This is a genomic window from Algibacter marinivivus (genome assembly GCF_003143755.1).
Classification (GTDB): Bacteria; Bacteroidota; Bacteroidia; order Flavobacteriales; family Flavobacteriaceae; genus Algibacter_B; species Algibacter_B marinivivus.
Genome location: NZ_QFRI01000001.1, coordinates 1467070 through 1493795, shown reverse-complemented (window position 1 = coordinate 1493795; position 26726 = coordinate 1467070). Strand labels below are relative to the sequence as shown.

Here is a 26726-nt window from a genome sequence, read left to right as displayed (position 1 = left end):
ATTTTCTAATAACACATTGATGATTTGCACAAGAATTGAAATTTTTAAGATTAAAATTCGTTAATTTTGAAGATACAATTCAAAAAGGCAGAAAAAATCATCTGTCGTTTTTAGAATTTATGAGTCATAAATTATAAAATATTAAACAGATGAAGAATAACGTTCTTTTTTTATTGACACTAGTTTTCATGCTAAGTTTCTATTCGCACGCTCAACGTGGTGTTAGAATTGCTTACATTGATACCGAATATATTTTAGAGAATGTTCCTGAATATCAAGAAGCCACTACACAGTTAGAAGATAAAGCTCAAAAATGGAAAAATGAGATTCAATCTAAACTAACAGCTATTGAACAAAAGCGACAAGATTTAAATAATGAAAAACCGCTTTTAACAAAGGAGTTAATTGATGAGCGTGAAGAGGATATCACTTTTGAAGAAAACGAAATTCTAGATTATCAGCAAAAACGTTTTGGGCCAAATGGAGATTTATTTATCCAAAAGAAGCAACTAATGCAGCCTATACAAGATCAAATATTTGCAGCAGTTCAAGATATGGCAGAAGGTAGAAAGTATGATCTTATTTTAGACAAGACAGAAACTACCATGCTTTACTCTAATAAATCACTAGATATTAGTGAGCAAATATTGAGGAGTATCACAAGGTCATCAAAAAGAAAACAAGCTAGCACAAAAGCTGAGCGTAAAGCAGCAAAAGAGGAAGAGTTACTTCCAGAAATAAATGAAGAACAAGAAGCTAGAGAAAAAGCTTTAGAAGAAAAGAAAGCAGCAAGAGAAAGTGCCGTTGAAAAACGTAGAGCAGAAATTTTAGCAGCACGAGAAGCAAAGAAAAAAGAAGCAGAAGCAAGACGTGCAAAAATAATAGAAGACAGAGAAAAGGCTAAACAAGCCAAATTAGACGAAAGAAATAAAACAACAGATGCAGCTAAAAGTGAAGATAACACTTCAGAGCCAACAGAAACTAAAGTTGAAGGTGAAACAAAAACAAAAGCGCAACTGATTGAAGAAAACAGACAAAAAAAATTAGCTGAAAGAGCCGCAAGAAAAAAGGCCTTAGAAGATAGGAAAAAGAAAATTTTAGAAGATCGTCAAAAGGCGAAAGACAGTATAAACAAAAACAATTAATAATTTATAACACACTTAATACAATTTAAAATGAAACAATTTAAAACTCTCTTATTAGCAACTGTACTATGTATTGCAACAGTAAGCTTTACACAAGCACAAAGTAAAGTTGCACATATAAATACACAAGAATTAATTGCAGCAATGCCAGCAGCTAAAAAAGCTCAAGCTGATATTGAAGCACTTGGTAAAACGTACCAAACAGATATTGAAGCTTCAATTACTGAATATCAAAATACAGTAAAACAATATGATGCTGAAGCTAGTACAAAAACAGCAGAAGAAAATCAAAAAAGAATGGTTGAGTTACAAGAAAAACAACAACGTATTCAACAATTTAGAGCTGATGCTCAAAAAGATTTAGCTGCAAAAGAAGCTGAATTATTTAAGCCAATTCAAGAAGCAGCAATGAATGCTATAAATGAAGTAGCAAAAGCTAAAGGTTACGAGTATGTTTTAGACAGAGCAACTTTAATTGTTGCTAACGGAACTGATATTTTAGCTGATGTAAAAGCTCAATTAGGCATCTAATAAAAAAATTACATTAAAATATTTAAAGCTGTCTTTTTTAAGGCAGCTTTTTTATTTTTATAAAATCAATTTAAAAGCTACATTGTGCTTCTATGAGTAAACAACCAATTGGTATTTTTGATTCTGGTGTTGGAGGCACATCTATATGGAAAGAAATCCATAGTTTAATGCCTTCTGAAAACACTATTTATTTGGCTGATAGTATAAATGCGCCTTATGGACCAAAAGGTAAACAAGCTATTATAGATTTAAGCATTAAAAACACTGAATACTTACTAGAAAAAGACTGCAAACTTATTGTTGTGGCTTGTAACACAGCTACCACCAATGCAATTGATTATTTAAGAGCAAACTACAATATTCCGTTTATAGGTATTGAACCTGCTATTAAACCTGCTGCTTTACAAACCAAAACAAACGCCATTGGTATTTTAGCAACAAAAGGGACTCTGAGTAGTGAATTGTTTTCTAAAACATCAAATCTTTTTGCTAGTGACGTTAATGTTGTTGAGCAAATTGGGAATGGTATAGTAGAATTGATTGAGAGTGGTAAATTATATTCAGATGAAATGAAATCGCTTTTAAAAGTGTATTTAAAGCCTATGATTGATGCTAATATTGATTATTTAGTTTTAGGTTGTACACACTATCCGTATTTGATTCCTATACTTTTGGAATTATTACCAAAGCATGTGAAAATTATAGATTCTGGTGAAGCCGTAGCGAGACAAACTAAAGCTGTTTTAGAGAAACATGATTTATCAAACTCTTTAATGACAAAGCCTAATTCTCGATTTTTTACTAATGGAAATCCTGAGATTATGACATCTCTTCTAGGAGACAAGTTTACTGTTAATTATTTGGACTTTTAATAGTTGTTAGCCTTTGCGTTAGGGATTGCAGAGGAAAACCTGCCTGCCAGCAGGCAGGCGCCCAAATACTACTCTTTAAACCAACTTGAATACTTAATATAAGCATCGGCAATACGATTGATTTCTCCTGAAATGAGATCTTTACTTATATCCTTTACTTTTTTTGCAGGAACACCAGCATAAATACTACCAGATTTTACTACTGTATTTTGAGTAATTACAGCACCTGCAGCGATAATACTATTGCTCTCTACAACGCTACCATCCATAATGATGCTACCCATACCCACCAAAACATTATCGTGAATTGTGCATCCATGAACCAAGGCATTGTGCCCAATAGACACATTATTACCAATGGTAGTAGCTGATTTTTGATAAGTACCATGTATGACGGCTCCATCTTGTACATTAACTTTATTACCCATTTTGATAAAGTTTACATCGCCACGAACTACGGCACTAAACCAAACACTACATTGGTTTCCCATAGTAACCTCTCCTACTATAGTCGCATTTTCGGCTATGAAACAATCTTCTGGAATTACTGGGGATTTCCCTCTTACTGGTTTTATTACTGGCATGTTTTTTTATTTAAAATAGGATAATAAGTCTGATTTTTTGGAAGCGGAAACCATAACTTGTTTTCCGTTACTTAATACGACGCTTCCACCTTTTCCTTTTACATATTTAACCACTTCATTTACATTCACTAAATAAGATTTATGGATTCTAGCAAATCCAGAATGTGTTAAGGCTTCCTCAAAATATTTAAGAGTTTTACTAACTATTTTCTTTTTATTATTGTTTAAATAAATTTCTGTATAATTATCGTCGGCTTTACAATATAAAATGTCTGATGTGTTTAATACCTCAAAACCATCTAATTGCGGAATAGTAATTTTACCTTCAACATGATTAGTTTTAGGCACTAGCACTTGATCTTGAAGGATATCTTCTTTGGTTTTTATTTCTGTTACATAATCTACCGCTTTAATAAGTTCGTCTATAGAAATAGGTTTCATTAGATAATAGGATGCATGAGCATTTAGCGCATCTATTGCATAATGATTGTAAGCGGTTACAAAAATGGTTTCAAAATTGATATCTCCAACTTTATCTAATAAATCGAAAGCGTTTCCATAAGGCATTTCTACATCTAGAAAAACAAGATCTAAATCGTTATTTCTAATTAAAACTAAAGCTTCTTCAACATTTGATGCTTCGCCTAAAACAGTTACATTAGGGCAATATTTTTTGAGATAATTTTTGAGGATTTCTCTACTTGTTTCTTCGTCTTCGACTATTATTGCTTGGAGCTTCATTTTTTAATCTTTTTTAAGCGTTACGACCACTTTTGTACCAGTATCTTCTTCATCTTGAAAATCATCAATAAAAACATCAACCTTATCTTTGTACATAGCATTCAAAATAGATACTCGTTTTTTAATATTACCCATACCTTTTGAGTTTTGCTTTTGCTGATTTTCAGTTTTTAAAGACTTTGATTTTTTTCGTCCAATACCATCATCAGTAATCGTTATTTTTATTTCATCCTGTTTCGTTTGGGCAATTCCTATCTCTAAATGCCCTTTGGTTTTCTTATAACGTAACCCATGCCAAACAGCGTTTTCAATATAAGGTTGCAATAACATTGGTGGTATTACAAAATCTTCAACCTTTATGTTTTCATCTACATTAATTGTGTAATCAAATTTATCTTGAAATCTAAAATGTTCTAATTTAGTATACAGTTCTAGAAGTTTAATTTCTTTTTCTAAAGGAATAAAATCCTCTTCACTATTCTCTAAAACAGCACGCATTAACAATGAAAAATCTGTTAAATATTTGTTTGCTGTTCTTTCATCATTTGACGCTATAAAACTATTTACAGAATTAAGTGCATTAAATATAAAATGCGGATTCATTTGACTTCTTAAAGATTTTAGAGCCAACAAGTTATTTGCTAATCGTTGTTGTTTGATGTATTTAAACATTAAAAAAGCACCAACCAACAATAAAAATAAGCCTCCTATAAGCGAATAAATAATAAGTTTTTGACGCTTAGCTTGTTCTTCTGATAGTTGATATTTGCTTTCTGATAATGCTCTATCACTTTCTAAACTTAAAATACGATTTTGCTTACTGGTAATATCTTTACTAAATCGTGCAGCTTGAGATATTTCTTGTTCTTTTCTAGAATACAATTTATCTACCAAATCCACATAATCCTGATACGCCAATAAAGCTTTATCAAACTGTCCAGCATCCCTGTAAACTTCTGATAACTTTCTGGTAGCGTCTTTTTGGACGATTAAGTCTTCCTTACTATCTGCCTCTTCAATACTCTTTTGCAAATACGGAATCGCATTTCCATAATCTCTTTGAGATGCATAGGCATTACCAATTTTGTAATTTTGTTTTTGTGGCGTTAAAGGGCTTTCATTTTCTATATTCGCATCAGTAGTTTCAATTTCATTAATAGTATTTAATGCCTCTTTTCGTAATTCAATTTCATCATCATAGTTGTTCTTTTCACTTTCAAAATCGGCCACTTTAATTTTCTCTTCAACCGCTCGTTTTTTATTTTCAGTATTGGCTAACCTCATAGATTTATTAAAAAAAGCTCCTGCCTTTTGAGGTTCTCCTTTTGCATTATAAACTTGAGCTAATTTTGAATTTAAATCGGTAATTTTAGGTGTAATTAAATGCTTTTGGGCTACTTTCAATCCATCTTCGTAAGCGCCTATCGAAAGGTTATAAGATTTGGTCAAAAGATAAACATCTCCTAAACCTTCATATAAATCTGTTAATTGCCAATTAGATAAATCTCTCCTATTAATATCTTTATAAGTTTCGATACTTTCTTGGTAATTCTTGTTTTTCATATAAGCATCAGCAAGTTTTAACTTAACTGAACTTGAGTTAGAATTCTGAAGACTAATTCTATAATTTGAAACTGCTAAATCATGTTGTTTCCAGTATGAATAAATATCTCCTAAAACTTGATAAGCTCCACTATTTTCTTTTGAAGATTTACTTTCTGAAAGCGCATCAGCTATAAATTGAATACTCTTTTTCGCATCTTTTCTTAAGTAAGCTTTAGCGGAATCCATCAGAGCATTAAATGTTTCCGGTTTTCTGGTATTAGATATTTTTTTAGATTTTGAAAGCTTGAAATTTTCTTCCTCATTAGGCTCTACTTCTACTTGAATGTCATCATCATTCTGAATAATATGATAAACTGTTTCAAAATCCTTATGGCGTATTATAAGTTCATCACCTTTCCTTACTTCAATTTTAAAATTACCAAAAATATCCGTAGTTGTGTAACCCCCACCGCTAACCTCAATATTTACATTTTGAATTGGGTTTCTAGTATCACTTTCTTTGACTGAGCCTCTAATGGTAAATTTTGGATCTTGGTTTATAAAGTTATCATCGTTTTGAGCAACCAATAGCATACCACTTATAAAGAGGCAAAACATAAGTAAATATTTGATAACTATCTTCATTTTTATTTTATGTAGATAAACTTACGCACTTTACTTGGTTTATTAAAATGATGATTTCATAAAAACATTGATTTTTGATGTAAAAAAACCGACTTCACATATTTAAAAGGTTTGTTTACTCAATAAAAGCATCTTTTCACTCATTCTGCTTTTTTTAAGAATTAAGTTGATTATAGTTTTACTGTATTAATCAAAAGCAGTTAATAGCATTTGATGAAATTATCATTAATCTAAAAACAAAAATCTAATGAAAACGTATTTTAAAACACTCTTATTAAGTTTTGCTTTAATTGGATTTATATCCTGCAATGCTAAAAACAAAAAGCAGAATCTAGCTTTAAATGAAGTTAAAACTATTAACCATGAACCTAGTAAACAATTTATTAAAGTTGCCTTACTTCTAGACACTAGTAATAGTATGGATGGATTAATAGACCAAGCCAAAGCACAACTCTGGGACATTGTAAACGAACTATCTTATGCAAAATGTGGTACTAAAAAACCTAATCTTCAAATTGCTTTATATGAATATGGTAATGATAGATTAAACGGAAGTGAAGGTTTTATTAGGCAAGTTTTAGCTTTTAGCGAGGATTTAGATGACATCTCTAAAGAACTTTTTTCATTAACAACAAATGGTGGTAATGAATACTGTGGTCAAGTTATTCAAACCTCATTAAATCAATTGAATTGGGGCAAAAATCCAGATGATTTAAAACTTATTTTCATTGCTGGAAACGAGCCTTTTACTCAAGGTGAAATTAATTACAAAGATGCTTCATCAAACGCAAATGAAAAAGATGTGACTGTTAATACCATTTTTTGTGGTGATTACAATCAAGGTATATCATCATATTGGAAAGATGGTGCTAAATTAACCAATGGAGATTATATGGCCATAAACCAAAATCGTGCAACAGTACACATTGCATCTCCATATGATGATGAAATCTTAATTTTAAATCAAAAATTAAACAAAACTTACATTGCTTATGGGTCAAGTGGCAGTCGAAAAATGGCAATGCAAGCAGAACAAGATATGAATGCTAGTGACTATAGTAAAGCAAATGCTGTAAAAAGAACAATTAGTAAAAGTTCTCACCTTTATAAAAATAAGAGTTGGGACTTAGTGGATGCTGTGGAGCAAGAAGAAGTTGTTATTGAAGATATAGATGATGAGGCGCTACCTATGGAGTTAAAGGGCAAAACCAAAACTGAAATTAAAACTTATGTTACTAAAAAAAGTAAGGAACGTGAAGCAATTCAGAATGAGATTGCAGCTTTGAATACTAAACGCAAATCTTATCTTTCAAAACAGAAAAGCGTACATAGCAATAATTTAGAAAACGCTATGACTAAAGCCATAAAAGAACAAGCCAAAAAGAAAAAATACACTTGGGAGTAAAACAAAAAAGAGGCTCTAAATAGAGCCTCTTTTTTTATATTTAATTTACTGCAGGACAATTACAAGCATACTTCTCTCGCCTACAATTAAAGTTATAGCCTAATGTAATTTGATGAAAACCTCCACTTGTAAACACGACATCATTCATTTGATATGTGTAATTATAAGCAAACATAAAATTATTGTAATTAACTCCTAAAATAGGTGTTATTTGTTGTAGTTTTTGGCTACTTACAGCATTTGAACTTGTTAAAAACTCAGCACCATCTAAACTTTGCCTGTAAGACAATCCACCCCAAACTTTACCAAAATCCATCTGCTTATAGACTTTAGCATTAACATCAATAGCAGATTCTTTTGTTAAATCTCTGTATTGAAACATTAATGAAGGCTCATAACTCCATTCACTTCCAAACTTACTAAAAACGTAACCTGTAGAAATTAAAAAGCGTCTTAAGTTACTTGTTATTTGAGTATCTCTATTAATTCCTGCGTTCTCTAAAAGGTTTTTAACAGTAACATGCGCATAAAAATCTAGATAATGATAAGAAAAACCTAAGTCTACATTAAAATTTGTTTGATTTTGAACTGTTCCATTAATAATAGGATCTGGAATAGGAGCACCATTTAAAAAAGTAGTCTCATCTAATTGATATTGAACAAAACCAGCACTTAAACCAAAAGAAAGCATATTCAAATCCACTTCACTTCTTGAAAACATAAGGTGATGTGCATATGTAAAATAAGCTCCTTTTTGAGAGTGATACCCATTTTTATCAGCATAAAGTATACCTCCAATACCAGATTGGGAATCACCTACTCGCCCATTAACACTCATAGTCAATAGCTTTGGTGCATCATCTTGCCCAAACCATTGTTGCCTTCCAGTCATTCTAATTTTTGCACAATTTGCAACTCCAGCCATTGACGGATGAATTAAATAATAATTATCCGTAAGGTAATCTGTATATATTGGCAATCCTTCTTGAGAAGTAGCTATATTTGAGAATACTACCGTAATTGCCACTAAAATGATATTTTTTAATTTCATAAACTTTTCTCCCAAGTAGGTTTGGTTTTAATACAAACGTCTTGATTCTTAAAAAATTACACATAAAAAAGATAAAGTTAAACTTTATCTTTCTGGCTTATCCATAAAGCCAACAATACTCAAATATATGGATATCTAAAGTTTTCTTTTAGTATTTTTGTAAAAAATTAGCTGAAATGAACACTTTCAAGGTTTCTGTGCAAGAAACATCCAATAATTCTATAGTAAAATTCGAAGTAAATCAGTTTATCACTAAACACCAAAGTTTCGAATTTAATAATATTGATGAAGCAAAATCATCTCCCATAACACAACAATTGTTCTATTTACCATTTGTAAAAAAAGTTTATATCTCTGGAAATTTTATAGCGGTAGAACGTTATGATATTGTAGAGTGGAATGATGTACAAGACGAAGTAGCTGAACAGATTGAAAGCTATTTAAATGAAGGCGGAATAGTTGTTGAAGAAACTGCTGCGCCTAAAAAAGTTGCGGTAACGGTTTATGCCGAAAGTACTCCTAACCCTTCAGTAATGAAATTTGTTTCTAATAAAAAATTAGTTACTGCTTTATATGAGTTTACTTCAATAGAGGAAGCTAAATTTTCTCCTCTTGCTACTGAGCTTTTTCATTTCCCTTTTGTAAAAAGTGTATTTATTGATGAAAACTATGTGTCTATCACAAAATATGATATTACTGAGTGGCAAGATATTACCATTCAAATTAGAGAGTTTATAAAACAATATATTGAAAATGGTAAAGAAGTTGTAACACCTGAAGCTGCTGAAACATTGCAAAAAACATCTGCTCAAAAAGACAGTAATTTTGAAGCTTTAGATGATACTTCAAAAGAAATTGTAAATATTTTAGAAGAGTATGTTAAGCCGGCTGTTGCAAGTGATGGAGGAAACATTCAATTTATTTCTTATGATTCTGCCGATAAAAATGTTAGTGTTCTATTACAAGGAGCTTGTAGTGGTTGTCCATCATCAACATATACTTTAAAAAGTGGTATTGAAAATATGCTTAAAGAAATGCTTCCTGGAAAAGTTGAAACTGTTGAGGCTATAAATGGCTAATTGTCTGTGACTTTTCAAATTTAATAGTGTCTAAGAAACATCATACCTCAGTTGAGGTTTTTATAATTATTAATTAAAAAATATAAAACCATGGCAGTATTAAAAGTAATTGAAGTTTTAGCAAATTCAGATAAAAGTTGGGAAGATGCAACTAAAAAAGCAGTAAAACACGCTTCAAAAAGTCTTAAAAATATTCGTTCTGTATACGTTCAAGATCAAAGCGCAAGTGTAAAAGATGGTGAAGTTTCAGATTTTAGAGTAAACTTAAAAATAACTTTTGAAGTAGAATAAATCTACCTTTAAAATACTTTAAAAAGCATTCAACTTTTGAATGCTTTTTTTATGCCTAAAAATCGCTAACTTTGAGACATGAAGCAACTATTACCACTTATACTTATTATTCTTATTATAGGATGTAAAGGTCAGAATTCTGAAACCATGAAACATCAATATACAAATGCTCTTATTAACGAAACTAGTCCTTACCTATTACAACACGCGCACAATCCAGTAGATTGGAACCCTTGGAATAAAACCACTTTAGAGAAAGCAAAAACGGAGAACAAACTCATCTTAATTAGTGTTGGTTATGCCGCTTGCCATTGGTGTCATGTTATGGAGCATGAAAGTTTTGAAGACAGCCTTGTAGCACAAGTGATGAATAAAAATTTTATCAATATTAAGGTAGATAGAGAAGAACGACCAGATGTAGACCAAGTATACATGAATGCCGTACAACTTATGACTGGCAGTGGTGGTTGGCCTTTAAATGTTATTACTTTACCAGACGGAAGACCAGTTTGGGGTGGTACATATTTTAAAAAAGAGCAGTGGATGGATGCTTTAGATCAGATTTCTAAACTCTATACAGAAGACCCTGAAAAACTTCAAGATTATGCAACTAAATTAGAAGAAGGCATTAAATCATTAGATGTTGTCCAATTGAATACTGACGAACCCATTTTTGAAAAACCATTCATTCAAGAAGCTATTAATAATTGGTCTAAACAATTTGATAATAATAAAGGTGGTATGAATCAAGCACCAAAATTCATGATGCCAAACAACTATCATTTCCTACTAAGATATGCCTATCAAAATAATGATGCTAAGTTATTAGACTTTGTTAATTTGACACTTAAAAAGATGGCTTACGGTGGTGTTTTTGATCAGATTGGAGGTGGATTTTCAAGATATTCAGTTGATGCCAAATGGCATGTCCCTCACTTTGAAAAAATGCTTTATGATAATGGACAATTAGTTAGTTTATATGCTGATGCTTACCTCGTTTCAAAAAATAAGTTATATGAAGATGTTGTTCATCAAACTTTAAATTATATTAAAAAAGAAATGACAACTAGCAATGGTGCTTTTTATTCTTCGCTTGATGCAGATAGTAATACTCCAGAAGGCGAACTTGAAGAAGGTGCGTTTTACGTATGGACAAAAGATGAGTTAAAATTGATTTTAAAAGATGATTTTGATTTATTTTCAGATTATTACAATGTAAACAATTACGGGTTTTGGGAACATGACAATTATGTACTCATTAGAAAAGATGATGACAATACTATTATCAAAAAGCATAACATCACTGAAAGTGTTTTAACTGAAAAGAAAAATAAATGGGAATCTATCTTAATAAAAGAACGTAACAAAAGAGCAAAACCTAGATTAGATGATAAAACCTTAACCTCTTGGAATGCATTAATGCTTAAAGGTTATGCTGATGCTTATCGGGTTTTTGGAAATGATGATTACATTGCTTCAGCGGAAAAGAGTGCAAACTTCATTTTGAATAATCAATTAAGAGAAGATGGTGGCTTAAATCATAATTACAAAGATGGAAAAAGTAGCATCAATGGCTATTTAGAGGATTATGCTACTACAATTGATGCATTTATAACACTTTATGAAAACACTTTAAATGAAAAATGGTTAACAACAGCTAGAGATTTAGCAAACTATGCTTTTGATCATTTCTTTGACGAATCAAGTATCATGTTTTATTTTACATCAAATGAAGATGCATCATTAGTATCAAGAAGTATTGAATACCGTGATAACGTAATACCAGCAAGTAATTCTATTATGGCAAAAAATCTGTTTAAGCTATCGCATTATTTTGATAATGAACATTTCAGTAAAACAGCAATGACTATGTTAAACAACATAAAACCAGAAATGAAAGAATACCCCTCTGGATATTCTAATTGGTTTGATTTAATGTTGAATTATGCTCAACCTTATTATGAAGTAGCAATTGTTGGTAAGGATGCAAAACAAAAGATTAACAACTTAAATAAAACTTACATCCCTAATAAACTTATTGCCGGAAGTACTTCCGAAAATAATATGCCTTTATTAGAAAGTAGATATAACCCTAACAGCACACTTATTTATGTGTGTGTAAATAAAGCATGTAAGCTTCCTGTTTCGGAAGTAAAGGATGCTATTAAATTTTTAAAAGAATGAGTTTATTAACGATTATATTAATAGCCTTTGTAGCTCTTGAACATTTATACTTTTTATATCTAGAAATGTTTTTATGGACAAAGCCTAAAGGTATCAAAGCTTTCGGTTTAAAATCAGAACAATTTGCTGAAGACACTAAGGTACTTGCTGCTAATCAAGGATTATATAATGGATTTTTAGCTGCAGGTCTTATATTCTCAATTATTCAAAAAGATATGGATTTTGCTATTTTCTTTTTAGTTTGTGTGACTATAGCAGGTATTTATGGGTCTTACTCTACAAAGCAAATAAAATTGTTTTATTTTCAAGCAGTTCCTGCAATTATTGCACTAATTTTTTGCTTTTTCACAAATTAATTAATCATTTAAAAACTTAAAAACTAACCTTTAGTTTTTAAGTTTGCACAAATTAAAACACAAAAAAAATTATGGAGAATTTAGACAAATGGGTTGATATCGCTCAAGGGTTTGTAGTTGACTATGGCTTAAAAATAGTTGGAGCAATAGTTATTTGGATTATCGGTTCATGGATAATCAAAAAAGTTAATAAAGGCATTGCGAAAGTAATGACTAAGAAAAATTATGATGAAAGCTTACAAAAGTTTTTACTTAACTTAATTGGTTGGATTTTAAAAATTCTTTTATTCTTAGCTATTTTATCACAATTAGGTGTTGAAACAACTTCATTTGCTGCAATTTTAGCAGCAGCTGGTTTAGCTATTGGTATGGCTTTACAAGGATCTCTTGGTAATTTTGCCGGAGGTGTTTTAATCATGATTTTTAAACCAATTAAAATTGGTGACTTAATTGAAGCTCAAGGAGAACTTGGTGTTGTTAAAGAAATAGAAATTTTCACTACTAAAATAGTTTCGCCAACTAATAAAGAGATTATTATACCTAACGGTGCACTTTCAAACGGTAACATTACTAATTATTCAACGGAAGGAAAACTTCGTGTAGATTTAACTATCGGAGTTAGTTATGATGCTGATATTAAAAAGACAAAAGATGTTTTAATGAAAGTATTAACAGATAACCCTCAAGTTTTAAAAGATCCTGCACCATCAGTAAACGTATCTGAACTTGCAGATAGTTCTGTTAATTTTGCAGTAAGACCTTTTGCAACAGTTGCTGATTATTGGGATGTTTACTTTGGTACTATCGAAAAATGTAAATTAGCTCTTGACGCTGCAGGTATTGAGATTCCTTACCCACACAGTGTAGAAATACATAAAGATGCTTAAGATTTTTTAGGTTTTAAAGCCACAAAATCTTTTAAATAATAAGGTTCAAAATAAGCGACATCTTCGGTGTCGCTTATTTTATATTTATTAAATGCTAATGCACACATTTCTCTGGCGGAAGGCAATTTATCTTCTACAAAAACGGCATTTTCATGATTGATTAAGGCTTTCGTTTTCTCTACACCATTACCAATAAAATAGACTTTCCCACTATCTAAATAATCACTAAAAGATGTCTCATCCAAAATTTGAGCTTGAGTGTCTCGTATTTGATTGTAGTTTGAATTGTAAATAGCAGAGTACACTTCCATGCGTCTAGCATCAAGCATAGAAACTATAAGACCATCAGATTTAACTTGATTAGCCAGAACATCCAAAGTTGGAATTGAAATTAATGGTTTATTTAATGCGAAACATAAACCTTTAGCAGCAGACACCCCTATTCTTAAACCTGTATATGAACCAGGTCCTTTACTCACTGCAATAGCATCTATATCAGAAGCATTTATTTTGGCTTCTTTTAAAACGTCATCGATGTAAACATGAAGCCTTTCAGCATGCGAATAACTTTTATCATTATCTTCTTTTAAAACGATGAGTTCTCCATCTTTAGAAAGTGATACTGAGCAATTAGTTGTTGCGGTTTCTATGTTTAAAATGTAAATACTCATTTGTAATAAATCATATAAAAAACAAAACTATTGTTTTATCTTGATATTATGCATTCTTTTTGAATTTGATAAATAAAAAAACCTGTAAGAATATTAAAATTCAAACAGGTTTTTTAAGAATTATATTTACTTATTAATTAGTTAGAGATTTCCCCATATAGAAATCTAAAACTTTAGTTTTAAACACAAAGTCGTATTTAGCATTAATCAATGATGATTCAGCATTTATTAATTGAACTCTAGCTTGCTCTAAATCAAAAGCTGTCATAGCTCCAATATCATAACGTTCTTTAGAATTGTTAAAGGCTAAAGTTTGAGATTCTAATGACTTTTTAGCTGCAATATATGCTTTTAAAGCAGCCTGTGCATCTGTATAAGCTCTTTGAATATTAGATTCTAAATCTAATTTGGCTTGTTCTAAATTCAGCAAGCTGTTTTCTTCTTGAATCTTAGACTTTGCAACTGCTGTCTTATTTCCAAACCTAGAAAATATAGGAATGTTTACATTAATTCTAATATTATGAGCTCTTTGATCATTCAATTGTGTAAAAAACGAACTTTCGGTATCTGTTAAGTTAGTAAAAAAAGCACTAGTACCATATGAGTAACCAGCAGTTACAGTTGGATAAAAACCACTTTTAGATATTTCAGTTCCTACAGAAGCATTCTCAACATTTTTTTCTGCAACTTTAATTTCGTTTCTGTTTACCAATGCATAACTCAAAATTGGGCCAATATCTTTATAAAGTAAAGCTTCAGAAGGGGTCTCTATATCAATTATTTCAACATCAAATCCAACATAAGGTATTTGTAATAGTTGAGATAATGTTAAAAGCGCTAAATTATAGTTATTTTCTGCTAAAGTAACTTGTTGTGCATCTCTACTTAGAGTAGCTTCAGCATCATAAATATTAGCTTTAGGTTGAACACCGGCATCAACTAATTCTTGCACTTGCTCTAACTGCTTTTTACTAAACGCATACTGAGCTGAGGCCGTTTGCAATTGTTCTTTATTAAAAAGTACATTTAAGTATGAATTAACTACATTTAAAGAAATATCATCTTTAATTCTTTGCAACTCCAATTGATTAGTTTCTAATCTTAATTGAGACTGTTTATACAAATTAGTTAGTCTAAATCCATCAAAAATAGTTTGATTTGCTCCAACTCCAATATTTGAACTATTGGCAGTTCTGTCTACAAATTGACCTTGAAATAACTCTGCATTACCAAGTGATAGATTATGACTTAAACTACCATTAATGGAAGGTAAAAATTGTCCTTTAGCTGCAATTATATCTTGCTCATTACTTAATAACGTGTTTTGGCTTTGTCTTACAGTAATATTATTTTCCAAAGCATGGTTTACACATTCCTGTAATGTCCATGTTTTTTGTTGTGCAAAAGCCAATGTAGAACAAAATAGAACTAAATATAAGCTAGCTAGTTTCATATTAATCTTCTTCATCTTCGTTATCTTTTGATGCTTTATTCCACACTTTTATTTTATCGCCTTCTTCAACACCCTCTGTGATTTCTACATTAATTCCATCAGAAAGTCCTAACTCTACATTCTCTTTTTCAAACTTATTATCTTCTGTCATAATTTCAACAAAAGGTTTTTCTGTAATTCTATTATATTGAAGTAATGCTTCTCTTATTACTAGAACACTATCTTTTGCTGCAATATCAATCTCAGCATTGGCACTATAACCAGCTCTAATATTAGTTTCAGAATCAATGGTAACATCTGCTTTAATAGTAAATTGTACTGCACCATTTTCTTCAATGCCTTTAGGTGCAACAAACGTTAATTTAGCAGGGAATTCTTTATCATTTATAGCTCCTAAAATAACTTTGATTTCTTTTCCTTCTTGAACTTTTCCAACTTCAGCTTCATCAAGTTTTCCTTCAAAAATCATTAAACTCATATCTGCAATAGTAGCAATAGTAGTTCCTGCGTTAAAGTTGTTACTTTGAATTACCTGATCACCTTCACGAACAGGAATTTCTAAAATAGTTCCAGGTATTTGTGCAATAATATTTGTGTTTGCAGAACTTCCTCCAGAAATAGAACCCCTTTTTATTATCTGATAATCGTTTTGTGCTTGTCCTAACGATTCTTTAGCTTGATTAAAAGATAACTCACTGTTCTCAAAATCTTGCTGAGAAATAACTCCTTTCTCAAATAAGGTTTTATTTCTGTCATACAAAATTTTGGCATTATCATAAGATAATCTTGCTGTAGATATTCTACCCTTTGAAGCTACTAAGTTTTGCTCATTTGGTACTACTCGAATCGTAGCAATTAAATCTCCTTTTTTAACTTTATCGCCTTCTTCAACAAGAATCTTATCTACGATACCTGAAATTTGAGGTTTTAATTCGATCTCTTCTTCTGGGTTTAATTTCCCTGTTGCAACTGCCTTGGTATTTATAGAACTATAAAATGGTTCTTCTACCTTATAATCTACAACATCTTTTGAGTTGGCATCTTTAAAATACTTTAACACGAATGCTAATGCTATGATAGCAACTAATACTAAAATAATTTTTACTGTTTTATTCATTTTTTTGATTGTTTATTCTTCTCTTAATGCTTCAATTGGTTTTACGCTAGTAGCTTTAAAGGCTGGTATTAAACCTATTAATGTCCCTAAAACAACTAGGATGACTAGCGCTATAAATACTACTCCTATGGATACAGAGGCGTTAACTATAGTGGCATCATCTCCTTGTCCAAACGCAGCATCTAATCCTATTAAAATCCAGCCACCAGATATAATCCCAAATATTCCTGCTACTATGGTTAGAAAAACCGCTTCAACTACTATTTGTCTTTTAATTTCAAATGGTGTAGCACCTAAAGCTCTTCGAACACCTATTTCTTTGGTACGCTCTTTTACTGTAATTAGCAAAATATTCCCAATGGCAAACACACCTGCAATTAATGTTGCTATACCTACAAACCATGTTAAAAATTGCATACCTATTAAGAAGCCAGTTATTTTAGAAAACTCATTTCCTAAATTAAAACTTCCAAAAGCGCGTTTATCTTTAGGGTGAATTTTATTTAGATTTTTAAGCAATAATTTAGCGTCTTCTTCAATTTGTTTGATGTCATATTCAGGTTTTCCTGTAATCATCATCCAACCTATTTGATCCCCTTGATTATATATTTGTTGAAATGTTGTAAACGGAATATGCATATCTGAAGTAGGCCCCATATTTACATTACCATTTTCGAACATACCTACAACTTTGAAGTTAATTTTATTTATTTCAATATATTCTCCAATAGGCATTTCATCTTTTTCGAAAAGCTGTTTATAGGCATCTTCAGAAATAACGACTACTTTTTTGTTATCATCTATGTCATTTTGATTGATAAAGCGTCCATGAATGAGTTTTTTCTTTTGTACTTGATCCAACAATGGATAATCACCATTAATTCCAAAATTACCAGAAAGAAAATTTCTAACTACACTAGCTTGATTTTGATTTCTTGGTACCAAAAATTCAATACCTTCAACATTTTCTTCAACCTTTTTTGCATCTGTTAATGACAGTCTAACTTGTCTTCCTTCTTGAAAGCCTTTAAATGGTTTACTAGTACTTTGCCCCCAAACAAATACACTATTTGTTGCAAAACTCCCAAATAAACGATTAAATGAATTTTCTAAACCACGAGCAGAACCTAAAAGTCCAATCAGCAGTAAAATACCCCACCAAACGCCTACCATAGTTAATATAGACCTTAGTTTGTTTTTACTAAAGCTATCAAAAACTTCTTGCCATGTATCTCTGTCAAATAAAAATTTAAACATGCTTAATCGTTTCTTAGTGCTATAATAGGTTTAATTCTTGATGCTTTTTTTGCTGGTAAATAACCAGCAATGGCTCCCGCTATAATTAAAGTAAGTGTAGCTCCTATAACCAAACCATTACTTACTCCTGGATCTTTAATAAAATATTCTTTCAAACTCGGTCCTACTGCTTCTAAAACACCAACACCTATTAATAGGCCAACATAACCAGCAATTGCTGTTATTAGAATAGATTCTATCAAGATAATTGATACTATAGATTTAGGAGATGCACCTAAAGCCTTTCGAATACCAATTTCTTTAGTACGTTCTTTAACAATAAAAATCATGATGTTACTAACACCTACAATTCCCGCAATTAAAGTCCCAAAACCAATCACTAAAATTATAAACGTTAAACCAACAGTCATTTGACTTATGGCTTTTGTTCCTTCTGCCATATTACGAACACGAATAGCCCTTTGGTCACTTCTTGCTACCGAAAAACGGTTTTTTAGTTTTTTTGTTAATAGTGTACTGAAACCTAATGCTTGGTCATAATCCATTTCAGGATTATAGGTTAAGTTAATCTGGTCTACATAATCGTTATTCCCATAAAGGTATTGCGCCGTAGAGACTGGCATGTATATTAAACGTTCTTCATTATCCCCTCCATCATCTGTAAAAACACCAATAACTTTAAATTGAATCCCTCCTAAATTTATATACTTCCCCAAAGCTCTTGTTTTTAAAAATAAATCTTCTTCAACTAAACGACCAATGACAACTGTTTTCGTTCTGTTGTTTAAATCGTTTTGGTTAATATAGCGTCCTTCTTTTATTTTTGTTTTTTCTAGAAATTGATGATCGGGGTGAACTGCTCTAAGATTATAGTTATTCTGCTCACCTTTATATGAAACCTGAAAGTTTTTATAAATTCTTGCAGTAATGAATTCAACTTTATCGTCAAAATCATTTTTCACATAATCAAGATCTTCATTTTTAAGTTGAATTTGTCTTCCTGCTTGAAGGCCCTTATGAGCTTTTGTTGTTCTACCTGACCTTATAAAAATGGAATTGTTAGCATCATCAACAAATGCTTCGGCAAATGTGTTTTGCAACCCATTGGCAATCCCAAAAAGTATGGTAAATAATAGAATAGCAAATGCTACAGTAAAACCAGACAATAAACTTCTGGTTCTGTTCATATTTATACTTTGAAATATTTCTCGCCAAAGATCAATATCAAACATACTGTTCTGCTCTTACTTGATTAACTTTTTTATCTTCCATAATAACACCATCTCGGAGACGCACAATACGCTTACACATATTAGCAATATCCTCTTCATGCGTTACCATCAATATGGTTTTGCCTTCATCATTAAGTTGTTGAATAAAAGCCATAATATCATAAGATGTTTTTGTATCTAAAGCCCCAGTAGGCTCATCAGCAAGTAATAATTTTGGATTAGCAGCTAATGCTCTTGCGATGGCCACACGTTGTTTTTGACCTCCAGAAAGTTCTTTTGGTAAATGCTTAGCCCAATCTGCTAAACTTACTTTTCCTAAATGAAATAATGCTTTCTCTTGACGCTCTTTACGTTTTAAACCTTGATAATACAGAGGAAGTGCTACATTTTCAAGAGCCGTTTTGTAATTTATCAAGTTAAAAGATTGAAAAATAAATCCTAAAAATTTATTTCTGTAAACCGCAGCTTTCTTTTCAGTAAGATTTTTAATTGGAAGACCATCTAGAATATATTCGCCAGAGTCTGCTTCATCTAACATGCCAATAATATTTAACAATGTTGACTTACCTGAACCTGAAGATCCCATGATAGCTACCATTTCGCCTTCTTCAACATTAAGATCTATTCCTTTTAAAACATGTAAACTGGAGTCTCCTATAGCATAGGATTTGTGCAATTGATGGATTTTAAGCATGCCTTGATTGATTGATAAATTGATTCCTCTTTTAAGTTAGACTACTCTTGCAAAGAAATGTTACAAAAGAAAGACAAAAAACTTTTTATTACTTTTTTAACGTCTTGTATTTACGATAAATAAAGTATCCAATCCCCGCCACTAGTATATAAGGTATAGCCATTAAATATACAATACCATCGTTTATACCTTCTGCTGCAGTTTGTCCTTCTTCGCTCTCAAGAACTGCACGACACATAGCACACTGTGCATTGCTGTTTAGAAAAAAGAAAAAAGAAAAAAGAAAACAGATTATTTTAGATTTCATTTGCTATACATAATAAGGTGAAATCATAATATAAACCACTACACCTGTTATAGCAACATACAGCCATAAAGGAAATGTAATTTTTGCTATTTTTTTATGTTTTTCAATGTTATTAGTAATGGCTCTTACATAAGTAATTAATACAAATGGAATAACTGCAATTGAAAGTAGTATATGTGTTATTAAAATAAAATAGTACAAATATTTAGCGATTCCTTCACCTCCAAACTTAGTTGAATCACTTGTCATATGATAAGCGATATACATTAATAAAAATAACACAGACAGGATAATTGCAAATTTCATTAATCGCTCATGCAATTTTATTTTTTTGTTTTGAATAGCTATAAAAGCTAATATTAAAACAAATGCTGTAATAGCATTAACAGTTGCATAAATTGGTGGCAAAAATACTGGTAATTCAGCATCAATTTTAATTCCAAAAAGTGCAGCAACAGCTACTGGTATTACAATAGATAGAATAACTATTAGCTTATTGTATTTTTTATCGTCTAAGGTGTTTTGTGAATTACTCATTAAGTAACTTTTTTATATCTTCTTTTAAGGCACTAATTTCTTCGGCTTTACCATCTTCATCAGTTTTCTCAGATTCAGAAGTAATACCGTTGTAGTATATTATTGGGTTTCCATTTTCTACTCTCGATCTAATAAAACCGTTTTTATCTATTAAAGCAAAATTACCAGAATGTTCAAAGCCTCCTTCAATATCTGGATTTGCAGCGGCATAAATATAAAACCCTTCGTTTGAAAGTTTGTATATCGCATCTTTATCTCCAGTCATTAAATGCCAATTCGGATTTGTCACGCCGTATTTTTCAGCATAATCTTTTAAAATTTCTGAAGTATCATAATCTGGATTTATAGTAAAAGATGCTACACCAAAATCTTCAAAGCCTTCAAATTCATTTTGTATTTGAATGAGGTTTCTATTCATTCTAGGGCAAATAGTCGGGCATGTTGTAAAAAAGAATTCAATAACATACACTTTCCCTTCATAGTCTTTATTAGTTATTATTTTTCCATTTTGGTTTACAAATGAAAACTCTGGCACTTTACGAAACGTATCACCATTTGGAATAAAAACTAAATCTGATTTTTTAGAAACTTCTTCTTTTAAATTACTTCTACTTTCTTGTCTTGTGATGTCATCATTTGATATTCTATCAACAATTCTAGGAATAAAAATAATTCCAAAAACAAGAATAATAAATGCAATTCCTATGTATGAATAATTTGTTTTTTTACTCATTATTTTCAGATTTTAAATCACTTGCGCGTCTCGTGTCAGAATTAAATTCACCTTTACGTTTTTGTCTGTATTCAGTAAGCAAAATCCGTAAATCATCACTCATTTTATTTTTTACTTCTGCAACTTCAATACAATCATAACCATATAAGCCATAAACGGGTTTATCTTTTTCTAATTCATTATCTGTTCTGTCATCCAATCGTCCACGTTGGTTTAAATCTTTATCAATAATGTAAACCTGATTACTACCTGATATAGATAATAAATCCCCTTTTGCTTTTAAGCTAAAAAACACACGCTTTATATCGCTTGGTTCTCCAAAAACAAAATGCCAAAATTTTAAATCTTGATAAGAACTAATTTCTGCTTTTAACTTTTTAACTGCCTCTTCAGTACCTTTTGGAACTAAAACAACAACTTGAAAACGCTTAAACCCTTTAAACTTATCATACACCAACTCTTTTAAATTAAGAGCTACCGTATTACTTTCTAAAGGTTGGTTTCCAAAAAAACCAAGTACTGATATATGATCCTTTAAAAGTATTTTTTCTTCAGAATTTGATGTAAAGTTATCTAAATCTAAAACGGATTCATTAACAATATCTAACGGCGTATAATAGTGTGTGGCAGGATATAAGAATAATAAAAAAGTTACTGGTAGAAAGAATAAAATTCCTAAAACTACATATCTACTTACCTTTTTATAATCCATTAAATCACAGTATTAAATCTTGTGCAAAAATAAAAAAAGGCGGTTTAAAAACCGCCTTTATATCTGTATTTAACTAATTTAAATAGTTAAAAATCTTTTTTAATATAACCATTATCATATACATCAAAAACGTATCCACCTTCTTGTAGTAATATATATATTAAATATAAAATCAAGAAAATTGCTGTCCATACCACCATACGCCTCAACGCTTTGGTTTCATCACGCATGTGCATAAAATCCCATGTAATATAATAAGCCTTAACTATAGTTAGTATAATAAAAATCCAGTTTAGCATTTTCATTCCTAAAAACTTAGCCATTAAAGCCTCTGGTTTAACTATACCTAATGCTACTTCAATAATAGTTACAATAGTTAGGAAAATTAAAACCCCCCAAATTTTTTGCGTATTAGATTTAAACTTAACTAAACCTTGAAATATTGCTAATTTATGTTCGTGTGCCATTTTAAAAATCTATTTTGAATTAAACTAAGTAGAAGAATGTAAATACAAATACCCAAACTAAATCTACAAAGTGCCAGTAAAGACCAACTTTTTCAACCATTTCATAACTTCCACGTCTTTCATAAGTTCCTAAAACAACATTAAAGAAAATAATAATGTTTATAATAACTCCAGAGAATACGTGAAATCCGTGAAATCCAGTTATAAAGAAAAAGAAATCAGCAAATAATGGCGATCCATACTCGTTTACATGAAGATTAGCACCTTCAACAACTAATGTTCCGTTTTCTTTTATTTGTCTTAATGATTCAGCTCTAGATAACACTGTTTTCTCTCCGTTTTCATTTATAATTTGAGTCCTTACTAAAACATTGTCATGAGCCTCTAACCCTTTAACTACTTCTCCAACAGTATATGTAGGCAAAGTGCCTTCTTGTACAAACCACAAACCATCTTTTCTATTGTGTTCTGTTCTATACTTTTCTTCTGCTACAACAAAATCTTTTAAAGCCACTCGATGCCCTTCAGTATCAACAAACTGTAAGATGTTCCCTCCTTTTGTTTGTACTGCACCATAATCACCTTTAATAAATGTATTCCACTCCCAAGCCTGAGACCCAACAAATATTAAACCACCAATAATGGTTAAAAACATGTAAATAGTCACCTTAGCTTTGTTCATATGGTGTCCAGCATCCACGGCTAATACCATAGTTACAGACGACATAATTAGTACAAACGTCATAAACGCCACATAGTACATAGGTGCATCTACGCCGTGTAAAAACGGAAAGTGAGTAAACACCTCATCCGCAATTGGCCATGCATCAATAAATTTAAATCTTGAAAATCCGTAGGCTGCTAAAAACCCCGAGAATGTTAAAGCATCCGATACGATGAAAAACCACATCATCATTTTACCGTAACTTGCTTTTAACGGTTGGTTACCGCCTCCCCAAGTTTTGCCTTCTGCTACTGCTGTACTCATATATAATGGTTGTTATTTAAAAGTTGGACAAAAATAATCATTTTATTCATCTAATAAAACATCCCGCTTTAAAATTTAAAAACCTTAAATTAATCTTAGTAAAAATTATTTGGGCGCTCCTTTCGCTATACGTTTTTTAGATAAAAAAAATGTAATCTAATTGCTTCGGTCGGGCTTTCGGCAGTCGCTTCCTCCTGCGTCGGTGAGCTTCAACAATGCCTCAATCCCTAACGCATCCATCCCCTAAAACCCTAATAAAACAGTTAGTTAAAGGTTCTTTTACTTAAAACCTATCTAACAAAATAAAGAAATAAAAAGAGGTATACCCAAAGGATGTCTATAAAATGCCAGAAGGTTGCAGCCAACTCAAAACCTAGCATATTTTCAGAATTATACTTTTGTTTAAAATGATTATAAATTACAACCAATAAACAAAATAGTCCAACCACAACATGCAAAATATGCACAATAGCAATTAAATAAATGTAAGACATCGTTACATTACTCGTTGGTCCTGTAAAATTATAACCTAAATCTATAATTTGTTGAAACCCTGAAAACTGATTAAAAATAAAAACCACACCCAAAATTAGGGTTATAAATAACCACAACATGGTAGCCTTATGGTTTCCACTTTTTAAAGTACGTTTTGCTAAAATAAAAGTAAAGCTACTTATAATTATAACTACTGTACTAACTACAAAAGCATTGGGTAAAACAAAATCTTTTAACCAATCTGGTCTAGAGCTACTAACTACAAAAGCACTTGTCCATCCAGCAAAAGACATGATTAAAGAAATAATTCCAAACCAAAGCATCATTTTTTTTGCTCTACTATTTTTCTCTTGTGGTGTTCCTTGAGTTAAATCCATAATCTATCTGATAAATTTATCTACAACGTAAATAATCTGTATTAAAGTAATATACGATACACTTACAAGCATCAATTGCTTTGCAGCCTTTTCGGTCATTAATCTAAACAATCGTATTGCATAATATAAAAACCATAAACCAGCGCCAAAAACCAATATAGCAGCCACAACAGAAAGCTGTAACTTTCCTGTAAAACCAAACACTGGAATTATAGAAATTAAAATTGTCCAAATGGTGTACATAATGGTTTGTACCGCAGTGCCTTTATCTTGTTTTCCGGTTGGCAACATAAAAAAACCACCTTTTTTGTAATCGTCAAATAAAAACCAACCAATAGCCCAAAAATGAGGAAATTGCCAAAAGAATTGTAGTGCGAATAAGGTTCCAGGTTCAATACCAAAATCGTCTGTAGCTGCTACCCAACCTAACATAAACGGAATAGCACCAGGTATAGCGCCAACAAAAACAGCCAATGGTGTTTTTGTTTTTAAAGGTGTGTATGCGCAAGTATATAAAAAGATAGATATAGCACCAAACATAGCAGTTTGCTTGTTTATAGTGTATAAAATAATAATACCTAAAACTGTGAAAATGGTCGAAATAATAAACGCTGTATTAACAGACATACGTCCAGCAGGAATAGGTCTGTTTTTTGTACGATCCATTAAGGCATCCAAATCTTTTTCAATAATTTGATTGAATCCGTTTGAAGCGCCAACCATAAAATAACCCCCTAAAGCTAATAAAATTAAAGTCTGAAAATCAATAGTCTCTACCCCCAACAAGTAACCAACCAACGAAGAAAAAACAACACTAATAGACAAGCGCATTTTCGTGATTTCTTTAAAATCTGAAATGACAGAATGGGTTGCTAATGAAGATTTTGAATTACTCAATGTTGTAAGCTTCTACTTTTTTATTGCGAGTGCAAAGATACTCGATAAAAGCAATTTGAGCAATGGTTTAATACTAAATTTAAAAACAGCCATAGATTAAAAATTTGTACTTTTAGTGGGACTTAAATTTTAATGCATCACATGAAAACATTCAACTTTACTTTAATCTTATTTTTTATTAGTTCAATGACATCAGCTTGTGCTCAAAAAAAGGAAGTTATAATAAAAACACATAAACTCACTGATAAAATTTACATGCTAGAAGGTCAAGGCGGAAACATTGGAATATCTACTGGGGAAGATGGTGTTTTTATGATTGATAGTCAATTTGCACCATTAACGCCTAAAATTTTAGATGCCATTAAAACCCTAAGTGATAAACCTATTAAATATTTAGCAAACACTCATCATCATGGAGACCATACAGGTGGTAACGAAAATATCTCAAAATTAAACGCACCAATAATTGCACATGATAATGTTTATAAACGTGTCAAGAACAACCCTAAACAATCTGATGCTTCTCTTCCTGTAATTACTTTTAATGATAAATTGAGTTTATACATTAATGGTGAGCAAGTTATAATTTTCCATATTGATAATGCACATACTGATGGTGATGCCTTACTATATTTCACCAAAAGTAATGTACTACATACTGGCGATACGTATTTTAACGGACGTTATCCATACATCGATTTAAAATCTGGCGGAACCGTAAATGGTTATATAAAAGCTATAAAAAGCGCTATGATTTTTGTTGACGATAATACCAAAATAATCCCTGGTCACGGTAAACAATCAAACAAACAAGAGTACACTACCTTTTTAAATATGTTAGAAACGCTTAAAAATAAAGTTGAAACCGAAATTAGTAATGGGAAAACTGAAGATGAAGTTGTTTCTAACACCAATTTAACCAAAACCTATGATGATTTAAATTATGGTTGCTGTTATATTTCTTCTGAAAAAATGAGGCGCACACTTTATAGAAGTTTGAAAAGATAAATTTTTAATCAGCTGGAATTTTACTAGTAATGTAAATCAATTCCGTGTTTTTTTCTGACCCATATAAAATTATTGTTGCTTTATCTGTAAATGTAGCTATTCCACTGATATTTGAAAAGTCAATTTTTTTATATTCTGAATAACTAATTACTTTTCCGTCTAAAACAAAAATTGATTTTTCATTATTAGGTTTGGATTTGTATTCAAGTAATTTGGTATTTATCAAAATAGCACCATTCTTTCCTCTAACACCGTATAATTTAACCGAACTAGTATCTACCATATACTTCAATTCCCTAATATCATCTTTACGCAATAAAAACCAGCCATTATTTTTTTCATAAGAGCTTATGAAGTTTCCATCTACAATAAGTATTGGTTTTTCATCCAACAATTTTGAATCCATTATTGAGTCTAAATATCTCGAGAGATATGGAATTTCTTTATTCGGTAAATTAATTAAAG

29 protein-coding genes are annotated in these 26726 nt (G+C 31.0%); 10 read left to right on the top strand and 19 right to left on the bottom strand.

Features of this window, described 5'->3' with window-relative positions:
- Nucleotides 1-149: 149 nt before the first annotated feature.
- The 3 genes from DIS18_RS06795 to murI all read left to right on the top strand — a co-directional run bounded on the left by DIS18_RS06795 (nucleotide 150) and on the right by murI (nucleotide 2548).
- Entirely contained in the window at nucleotides 150-1145 is a 996-nt protein-coding gene (locus tag DIS18_RS06795) for an OmpH family outer membrane protein (RefSeq protein ID WP_109352242.1), read from the top strand.
- 30 nt (nucleotides 1146-1175) lie between these two features.
- The gene (locus DIS18_RS06790; protein ID WP_109352241.1) at nucleotides 1176-1676 is read left to right on the top strand and encodes an OmpH/Skp family outer membrane protein; all 501 of its coding nucleotides are present in this window, start codon (nucleotides 1176-1178) and stop codon (nucleotides 1674-1676) included.
- 92 nt (nucleotides 1677-1768) lie between these two features.
- Entirely contained in the window at nucleotides 1769-2548 is a 780-nt protein-coding gene (gene murI / locus DIS18_RS06785; RefSeq protein ID WP_109352240.1) for a glutamate racemase, read from the top strand.
- 68 nt (nucleotides 2549-2616) lie between these two features.
- On the opposite strand, the gene DIS18_RS06780 is transcribed toward murI, so the two are convergent.
- Genes DIS18_RS06780 through DIS18_RS06770 form a run of 3 tightly spaced genes read right to left on the bottom strand, consistent with a single transcriptional unit; the run spans nucleotide 2617 to nucleotide 6036 of the window.
- Entirely contained in the window at nucleotides 2617-3132 is a 516-nt protein-coding gene (locus tag DIS18_RS06780; protein ID WP_109352239.1) for a gamma carbonic anhydrase family protein, read from the bottom strand.
- A gap of 6 nt (nucleotides 3133-3138) precedes the next feature.
- Complete coding sequence (locus DIS18_RS06775) at nucleotides 3139-3873, bottom strand: LytR/AlgR family response regulator transcription factor (protein WP_109352238.1); 735 nt, start codon at nucleotides 3871-3873, stop codon at nucleotides 3139-3141.
- Nucleotides 3874-3876: 3 nt separating this feature from the next.
- Nucleotides 3877-6036 (bottom strand): tetratricopeptide repeat-containing sensor histidine kinase, encoded by a 2160-nt coding sequence (locus tag DIS18_RS06770; RefSeq protein WP_245925600.1) that lies wholly within the window; start codon nucleotides 6034-6036, stop codon nucleotides 3877-3879.
- A gap of 274 nt (nucleotides 6037-6310) precedes the next feature.
- Here DIS18_RS06770 and DIS18_RS06765 point away from each other — a divergent pair, with 274 nt between their 5' ends.
- Nucleotides 6311-7468 carry a vWA domain-containing protein gene (locus DIS18_RS06765; RefSeq protein ID WP_109352236.1) on the top strand — a complete coding sequence of 386 codons (1158 nt, stop codon included), beginning with the start codon at nucleotides 6311-6313 and terminating at the stop codon, nucleotides 7466-7468.
- 40 nt (nucleotides 7469-7508) lie between these two features.
- Here the strand turns inward: DIS18_RS06765 and DIS18_RS06760 are convergent, their stop codons facing one another.
- Nucleotides 7509-8519 (bottom strand): PorP/SprF family type IX secretion system membrane protein, encoded by a 1011-nt coding sequence (locus DIS18_RS06760; RefSeq protein ID WP_109352614.1) that lies wholly within the window; start codon nucleotides 8517-8519, stop codon nucleotides 7509-7511.
- Between the two features lie 176 nt (nucleotides 8520-8695).
- Between DIS18_RS06760 and DIS18_RS06755 the strand changes: the two genes are divergently transcribed.
- From DIS18_RS06755 to DIS18_RS06735, 5 genes are all read left to right on the top strand, one after another.
- Nucleotides 8696-9598 (top strand): NifU family protein, encoded by a 903-nt coding sequence (locus tag DIS18_RS06755; RefSeq protein WP_109352235.1) that lies wholly within the window; start codon nucleotides 8696-8698, stop codon nucleotides 9596-9598.
- Between the two features lie 90 nt (nucleotides 9599-9688).
- Complete coding sequence (locus tag DIS18_RS06750; RefSeq protein WP_109352234.1) at nucleotides 9689-9889, top strand: dodecin family protein; 201 nt, start codon at nucleotides 9689-9691, stop codon at nucleotides 9887-9889.
- A gap of 78 nt (nucleotides 9890-9967) precedes the next feature.
- Entirely contained in the window at nucleotides 9968-12073 is a 2106-nt protein-coding gene (locus tag DIS18_RS06745; RefSeq protein WP_425428169.1) for a thioredoxin domain-containing protein, read from the top strand.
- Nucleotides 12070-12429: a DUF1304 domain-containing protein gene (locus tag DIS18_RS06740; RefSeq protein ID WP_109352233.1), complete on the top strand. Its 360-nt coding sequence runs from the start codon at nucleotides 12070-12072 to the stop codon at nucleotides 12427-12429. The genes DIS18_RS06745 and DIS18_RS06740 overlap by 4 nt, the downstream gene beginning before the upstream one ends.
- 71 nt (nucleotides 12430-12500) lie before the next feature.
- Nucleotides 12501-13316, top strand: coding sequence for a mechanosensitive ion channel family protein (locus DIS18_RS06735; RefSeq protein ID WP_109352232.1), 816 nt, complete (start codon nucleotides 12501-12503; stop codon nucleotides 13314-13316).
- Here DIS18_RS06735 and tsaB read toward each other — a convergent pair.
- The 14 genes from tsaB to cyoE form a co-directional block, all read right to left on the bottom strand.
- Nucleotides 13313-13987 carry a tRNA (adenosine(37)-N6)-threonylcarbamoyltransferase complex dimerization subunit type 1 TsaB gene (gene tsaB / locus DIS18_RS06730; RefSeq protein ID WP_109352231.1) on the bottom strand — a complete coding sequence of 225 codons (675 nt, stop codon included), beginning with the start codon at nucleotides 13985-13987 and terminating at the stop codon, nucleotides 13313-13315. The genes DIS18_RS06735 and tsaB overlap by 4 nt on opposite strands.
- Before the next feature lie 133 nt (nucleotides 13988-14120).
- Nucleotides 14121-15455, bottom strand: a complete 1335-nt coding sequence (locus DIS18_RS06725) for a TolC family protein (RefSeq protein WP_109352230.1) — start codon at nucleotides 15453-15455, stop codon at nucleotides 14121-14123.
- Entirely contained in the window at nucleotides 15442-16557 is a 1116-nt protein-coding gene (locus DIS18_RS06720; RefSeq protein WP_109352229.1) for an efflux RND transporter periplasmic adaptor subunit, read from the bottom strand. The genes DIS18_RS06725 and DIS18_RS06720 overlap by 14 nt, the downstream gene beginning before the upstream one ends.
- 12 nt (nucleotides 16558-16569) lie before the next feature.
- Complete coding sequence (locus DIS18_RS06715; RefSeq protein ID WP_109352228.1) at nucleotides 16570-17814, bottom strand: ABC transporter permease; 1245 nt, start codon at nucleotides 17812-17814, stop codon at nucleotides 16570-16572.
- 2 nt (nucleotides 17815-17816) lie between these two features.
- Complete coding sequence (locus DIS18_RS06710; protein WP_109352227.1) at nucleotides 17817-19046, bottom strand: ABC transporter permease; 1230 nt, start codon at nucleotides 19044-19046, stop codon at nucleotides 17817-17819.
- Nucleotides 19039-19740 (bottom strand): ABC transporter ATP-binding protein, encoded by a 702-nt coding sequence (locus DIS18_RS06705; RefSeq protein WP_109352226.1) that lies wholly within the window; start codon nucleotides 19738-19740, stop codon nucleotides 19039-19041. Before DIS18_RS06705 ends, DIS18_RS06710 begins: the two co-directional genes overlap by 8 nt.
- An 88-nt stretch (nucleotides 19741-19828) precedes the next feature.
- A complete protein-coding gene (locus tag DIS18_RS06700; RefSeq protein WP_109352225.1) occupies nucleotides 19829-20047 on the bottom strand; it encodes a hypothetical protein in 219 nt (72 codons plus the stop codon).
- 3 nt (nucleotides 20048-20050) lie between these two features.
- Nucleotides 20051-20584: a DUF420 domain-containing protein gene (locus DIS18_RS06695; protein WP_109352224.1), complete on the bottom strand. Its 534-nt coding sequence runs from the start codon at nucleotides 20582-20584 to the stop codon at nucleotides 20051-20053.
- The gene (locus DIS18_RS06690; protein WP_109352223.1) at nucleotides 20577-21317 is read right to left on the bottom strand and encodes an SCO family protein; all 741 of its coding nucleotides are present in this window, start codon (nucleotides 21315-21317) and stop codon (nucleotides 20577-20579) included. The genes DIS18_RS06695 and DIS18_RS06690 overlap by 8 nt, the downstream gene beginning before the upstream one ends.
- A complete protein-coding gene (locus DIS18_RS06685; RefSeq protein WP_109352222.1) occupies nucleotides 21310-22029 on the bottom strand; it encodes a hypothetical protein in 720 nt (239 codons plus the stop codon). The genes DIS18_RS06690 and DIS18_RS06685 overlap by 8 nt, the downstream gene beginning before the upstream one ends.
- 86 nt (nucleotides 22030-22115) lie before the next feature.
- Nucleotides 22116-22496, bottom strand: coding sequence for a cytochrome C oxidase subunit IV family protein (locus DIS18_RS06680; RefSeq protein ID WP_109352221.1), 381 nt, complete (start codon nucleotides 22494-22496; stop codon nucleotides 22116-22118).
- A gap of 19 nt (nucleotides 22497-22515) precedes the next feature.
- Nucleotides 22516-23484 (bottom strand): cytochrome c oxidase subunit 3, encoded by a 969-nt coding sequence (locus DIS18_RS06675; RefSeq protein ID WP_109352220.1) that lies wholly within the window; start codon nucleotides 23482-23484, stop codon nucleotides 22516-22518.
- Nucleotides 23485-23774: 290 nt separating this feature from the next.
- Nucleotides 23775-24356, bottom strand: a complete 582-nt coding sequence (locus DIS18_RS06670) for a cytochrome c oxidase subunit 3 (protein WP_109352219.1) — start codon at nucleotides 24354-24356, stop codon at nucleotides 23775-23777.
- A 3-nt stretch (nucleotides 24357-24359) separates the two neighbouring features.
- A complete protein-coding gene (gene cyoE / locus DIS18_RS06665) occupies nucleotides 24360-25253 on the bottom strand; it encodes a heme o synthase (protein ID WP_109352218.1) in 894 nt (297 codons plus the stop codon).
- Nucleotides 25254-25394: 141 nt separating this feature from the next.
- Between cyoE and DIS18_RS06660 the strand changes: the two genes are divergently transcribed.
- The gene (locus DIS18_RS06660) at nucleotides 25395-26261 is read left to right on the top strand and encodes an MBL fold metallo-hydrolase (RefSeq protein ID WP_109352217.1); all 867 of its coding nucleotides are present in this window, start codon (nucleotides 25395-25397) and stop codon (nucleotides 26259-26261) included.
- A 4-nt stretch (nucleotides 26262-26265) separates the two neighbouring features.
- On the opposite strand, the gene DIS18_RS06655 is transcribed toward DIS18_RS06660, so the two are convergent.
- Nucleotides 26266-26667 (bottom strand): hypothetical protein, encoded by a 402-nt coding sequence (locus DIS18_RS06655; RefSeq protein WP_146191807.1) that lies wholly within the window; start codon nucleotides 26665-26667, stop codon nucleotides 26266-26268.
- Between the last annotated feature and the right edge of the window lie 59 nt (nucleotides 26668-26726).

What these genes read in the sequence shown, in the direction of transcription:
- DIS18_RS06765 (WP_109352236.1), top strand. Translation starts at nt 6,311, where the DNA reads ATGAAAACGTATTTTAAAACACTCTTATTAAGTTTTGCTTTAATTGGA.
- DIS18_RS06695 (WP_109352224.1), bottom strand. Translation starts at nt 20,584, where the DNA reads ATGAGTAATTCACAAAACACCTTAGACGATAAAAAATACAATAAGCTA.
- DIS18_RS06795 (WP_109352242.1), top strand. Translation starts at nt 150, where the DNA reads ATGAAGAATAACGTTCTTTTTTTATTGACACTAGTTTTCATGCTAAGT.
- murI (WP_109352240.1), top strand. Translation starts at nt 1,769, where the DNA reads ATGAGTAAACAACCAATTGGTATTTTTGATTCTGGTGTTGGAGGCACA.
- DIS18_RS06720 (WP_109352229.1), bottom strand. Translation starts at nt 16,557, where the DNA reads ATGAATAAAACAGTAAAAATTATTTTAGTATTAGTTGCTATCATAGCA.
- DIS18_RS06740 (WP_109352233.1), top strand. Translation starts at nt 12,070, where the DNA reads ATGAGTTTATTAACGATTATATTAATAGCCTTTGTAGCTCTTGAACAT.
- DIS18_RS06700 (WP_109352225.1), bottom strand. Translation starts at nt 20,047, where the DNA reads ATGAAATCTAAAATAATCTGTTTTCTTTTTTCTTTTTTCTTTTTTCTA.
- DIS18_RS06735 (WP_109352232.1), top strand. Translation starts at nt 12,501, where the DNA reads ATGGAGAATTTAGACAAATGGGTTGATATCGCTCAAGGGTTTGTAGTT.
- DIS18_RS06760 (WP_109352614.1), bottom strand. Translation starts at nt 8,519, where the DNA reads ATGAAATTAAAAAATATCATTTTAGTGGCAATTACGGTAGTATTCTCA.
- DIS18_RS06655 (WP_146191807.1), bottom strand. Translation starts at nt 26,667, where the DNA reads ATGGATTCAAAATTGTTGGATGAAAAACCAATACTTATTGTAGATGGA.
- tsaB (WP_109352231.1), bottom strand. Translation starts at nt 13,987, where the DNA reads ATGAGTATTTACATTTTAAACATAGAAACCGCAACAACTAATTGCTCA.
- DIS18_RS06710 (WP_109352227.1), bottom strand. Translation starts at nt 19,046, where the DNA reads ATGTTTGATATTGATCTTTGGCGAGAAATATTTCAAAGTATAAATATG.
- DIS18_RS06680 (WP_109352221.1), bottom strand. Translation starts at nt 22,496, where the DNA reads ATGGCACACGAACATAAATTAGCAATATTTCAAGGTTTAGTTAAGTTT.
- DIS18_RS06770 (WP_245925600.1), bottom strand. Translation starts at nt 6,036, where the DNA reads ATGTTTTGCCTCTTTATAAGTGGTATGCTATTGGTTGCTCAAAACGAT.
- DIS18_RS06715 (WP_109352228.1), bottom strand. Translation starts at nt 17,814, where the DNA reads ATGTTTAAATTTTTATTTGACAGAGATACATGGCAAGAAGTTTTTGAT.
- DIS18_RS06675 (WP_109352220.1), bottom strand. Translation starts at nt 23,484, where the DNA reads ATGAGTACAGCAGTAGCAGAAGGCAAAACTTGGGGAGGCGGTAACCAA.
- DIS18_RS06725 (WP_109352230.1), bottom strand. Translation starts at nt 15,455, where the DNA reads ATGAAGAAGATTAATATGAAACTAGCTAGCTTATATTTAGTTCTATTT.
- DIS18_RS06690 (WP_109352223.1), bottom strand. Translation starts at nt 21,317, where the DNA reads ATGAGTAAAAAAACAAATTATTCATACATAGGAATTGCATTTATTATT.
- DIS18_RS06745 (WP_425428169.1), top strand. Translation starts at nt 9,968, where the DNA reads ATGAAGCAACTATTACCACTTATACTTATTATTCTTATTATAGGATGT.
- DIS18_RS06775 (WP_109352238.1), bottom strand. Translation starts at nt 3,873, where the DNA reads ATGAAGCTCCAAGCAATAATAGTCGAAGACGAAGAAACAAGTAGAGAA.
- DIS18_RS06670 (WP_109352219.1), bottom strand. Translation starts at nt 24,356, where the DNA reads ATGGATTTAACTCAAGGAACACCACAAGAGAAAAATAGTAGAGCAAAA.
- DIS18_RS06685 (WP_109352222.1), bottom strand. Translation starts at nt 22,029, where the DNA reads ATGGATTATAAAAAGGTAAGTAGATATGTAGTTTTAGGAATTTTATTC.
- DIS18_RS06660 (WP_109352217.1), top strand. Translation starts at nt 25,395, where the DNA reads ATGAAAACATTCAACTTTACTTTAATCTTATTTTTTATTAGTTCAATG.
- DIS18_RS06780 (WP_109352239.1), bottom strand. Translation starts at nt 3,132, where the DNA reads ATGCCAGTAATAAAACCAGTAAGAGGGAAATCCCCAGTAATTCCAGAA.
- DIS18_RS06750 (WP_109352234.1), top strand. Translation starts at nt 9,689, where the DNA reads ATGGCAGTATTAAAAGTAATTGAAGTTTTAGCAAATTCAGATAAAAGT.
- DIS18_RS06705 (WP_109352226.1), bottom strand. Translation starts at nt 19,740, where the DNA reads ATGCTTAAAATCCATCAATTGCACAAATCCTATGCTATAGGAGACTCC.
- DIS18_RS06755 (WP_109352235.1), top strand. Translation starts at nt 8,696, where the DNA reads ATGAACACTTTCAAGGTTTCTGTGCAAGAAACATCCAATAATTCTATA.
- DIS18_RS06790 (WP_109352241.1), top strand. Translation starts at nt 1,176, where the DNA reads ATGAAACAATTTAAAACTCTCTTATTAGCAACTGTACTATGTATTGCA.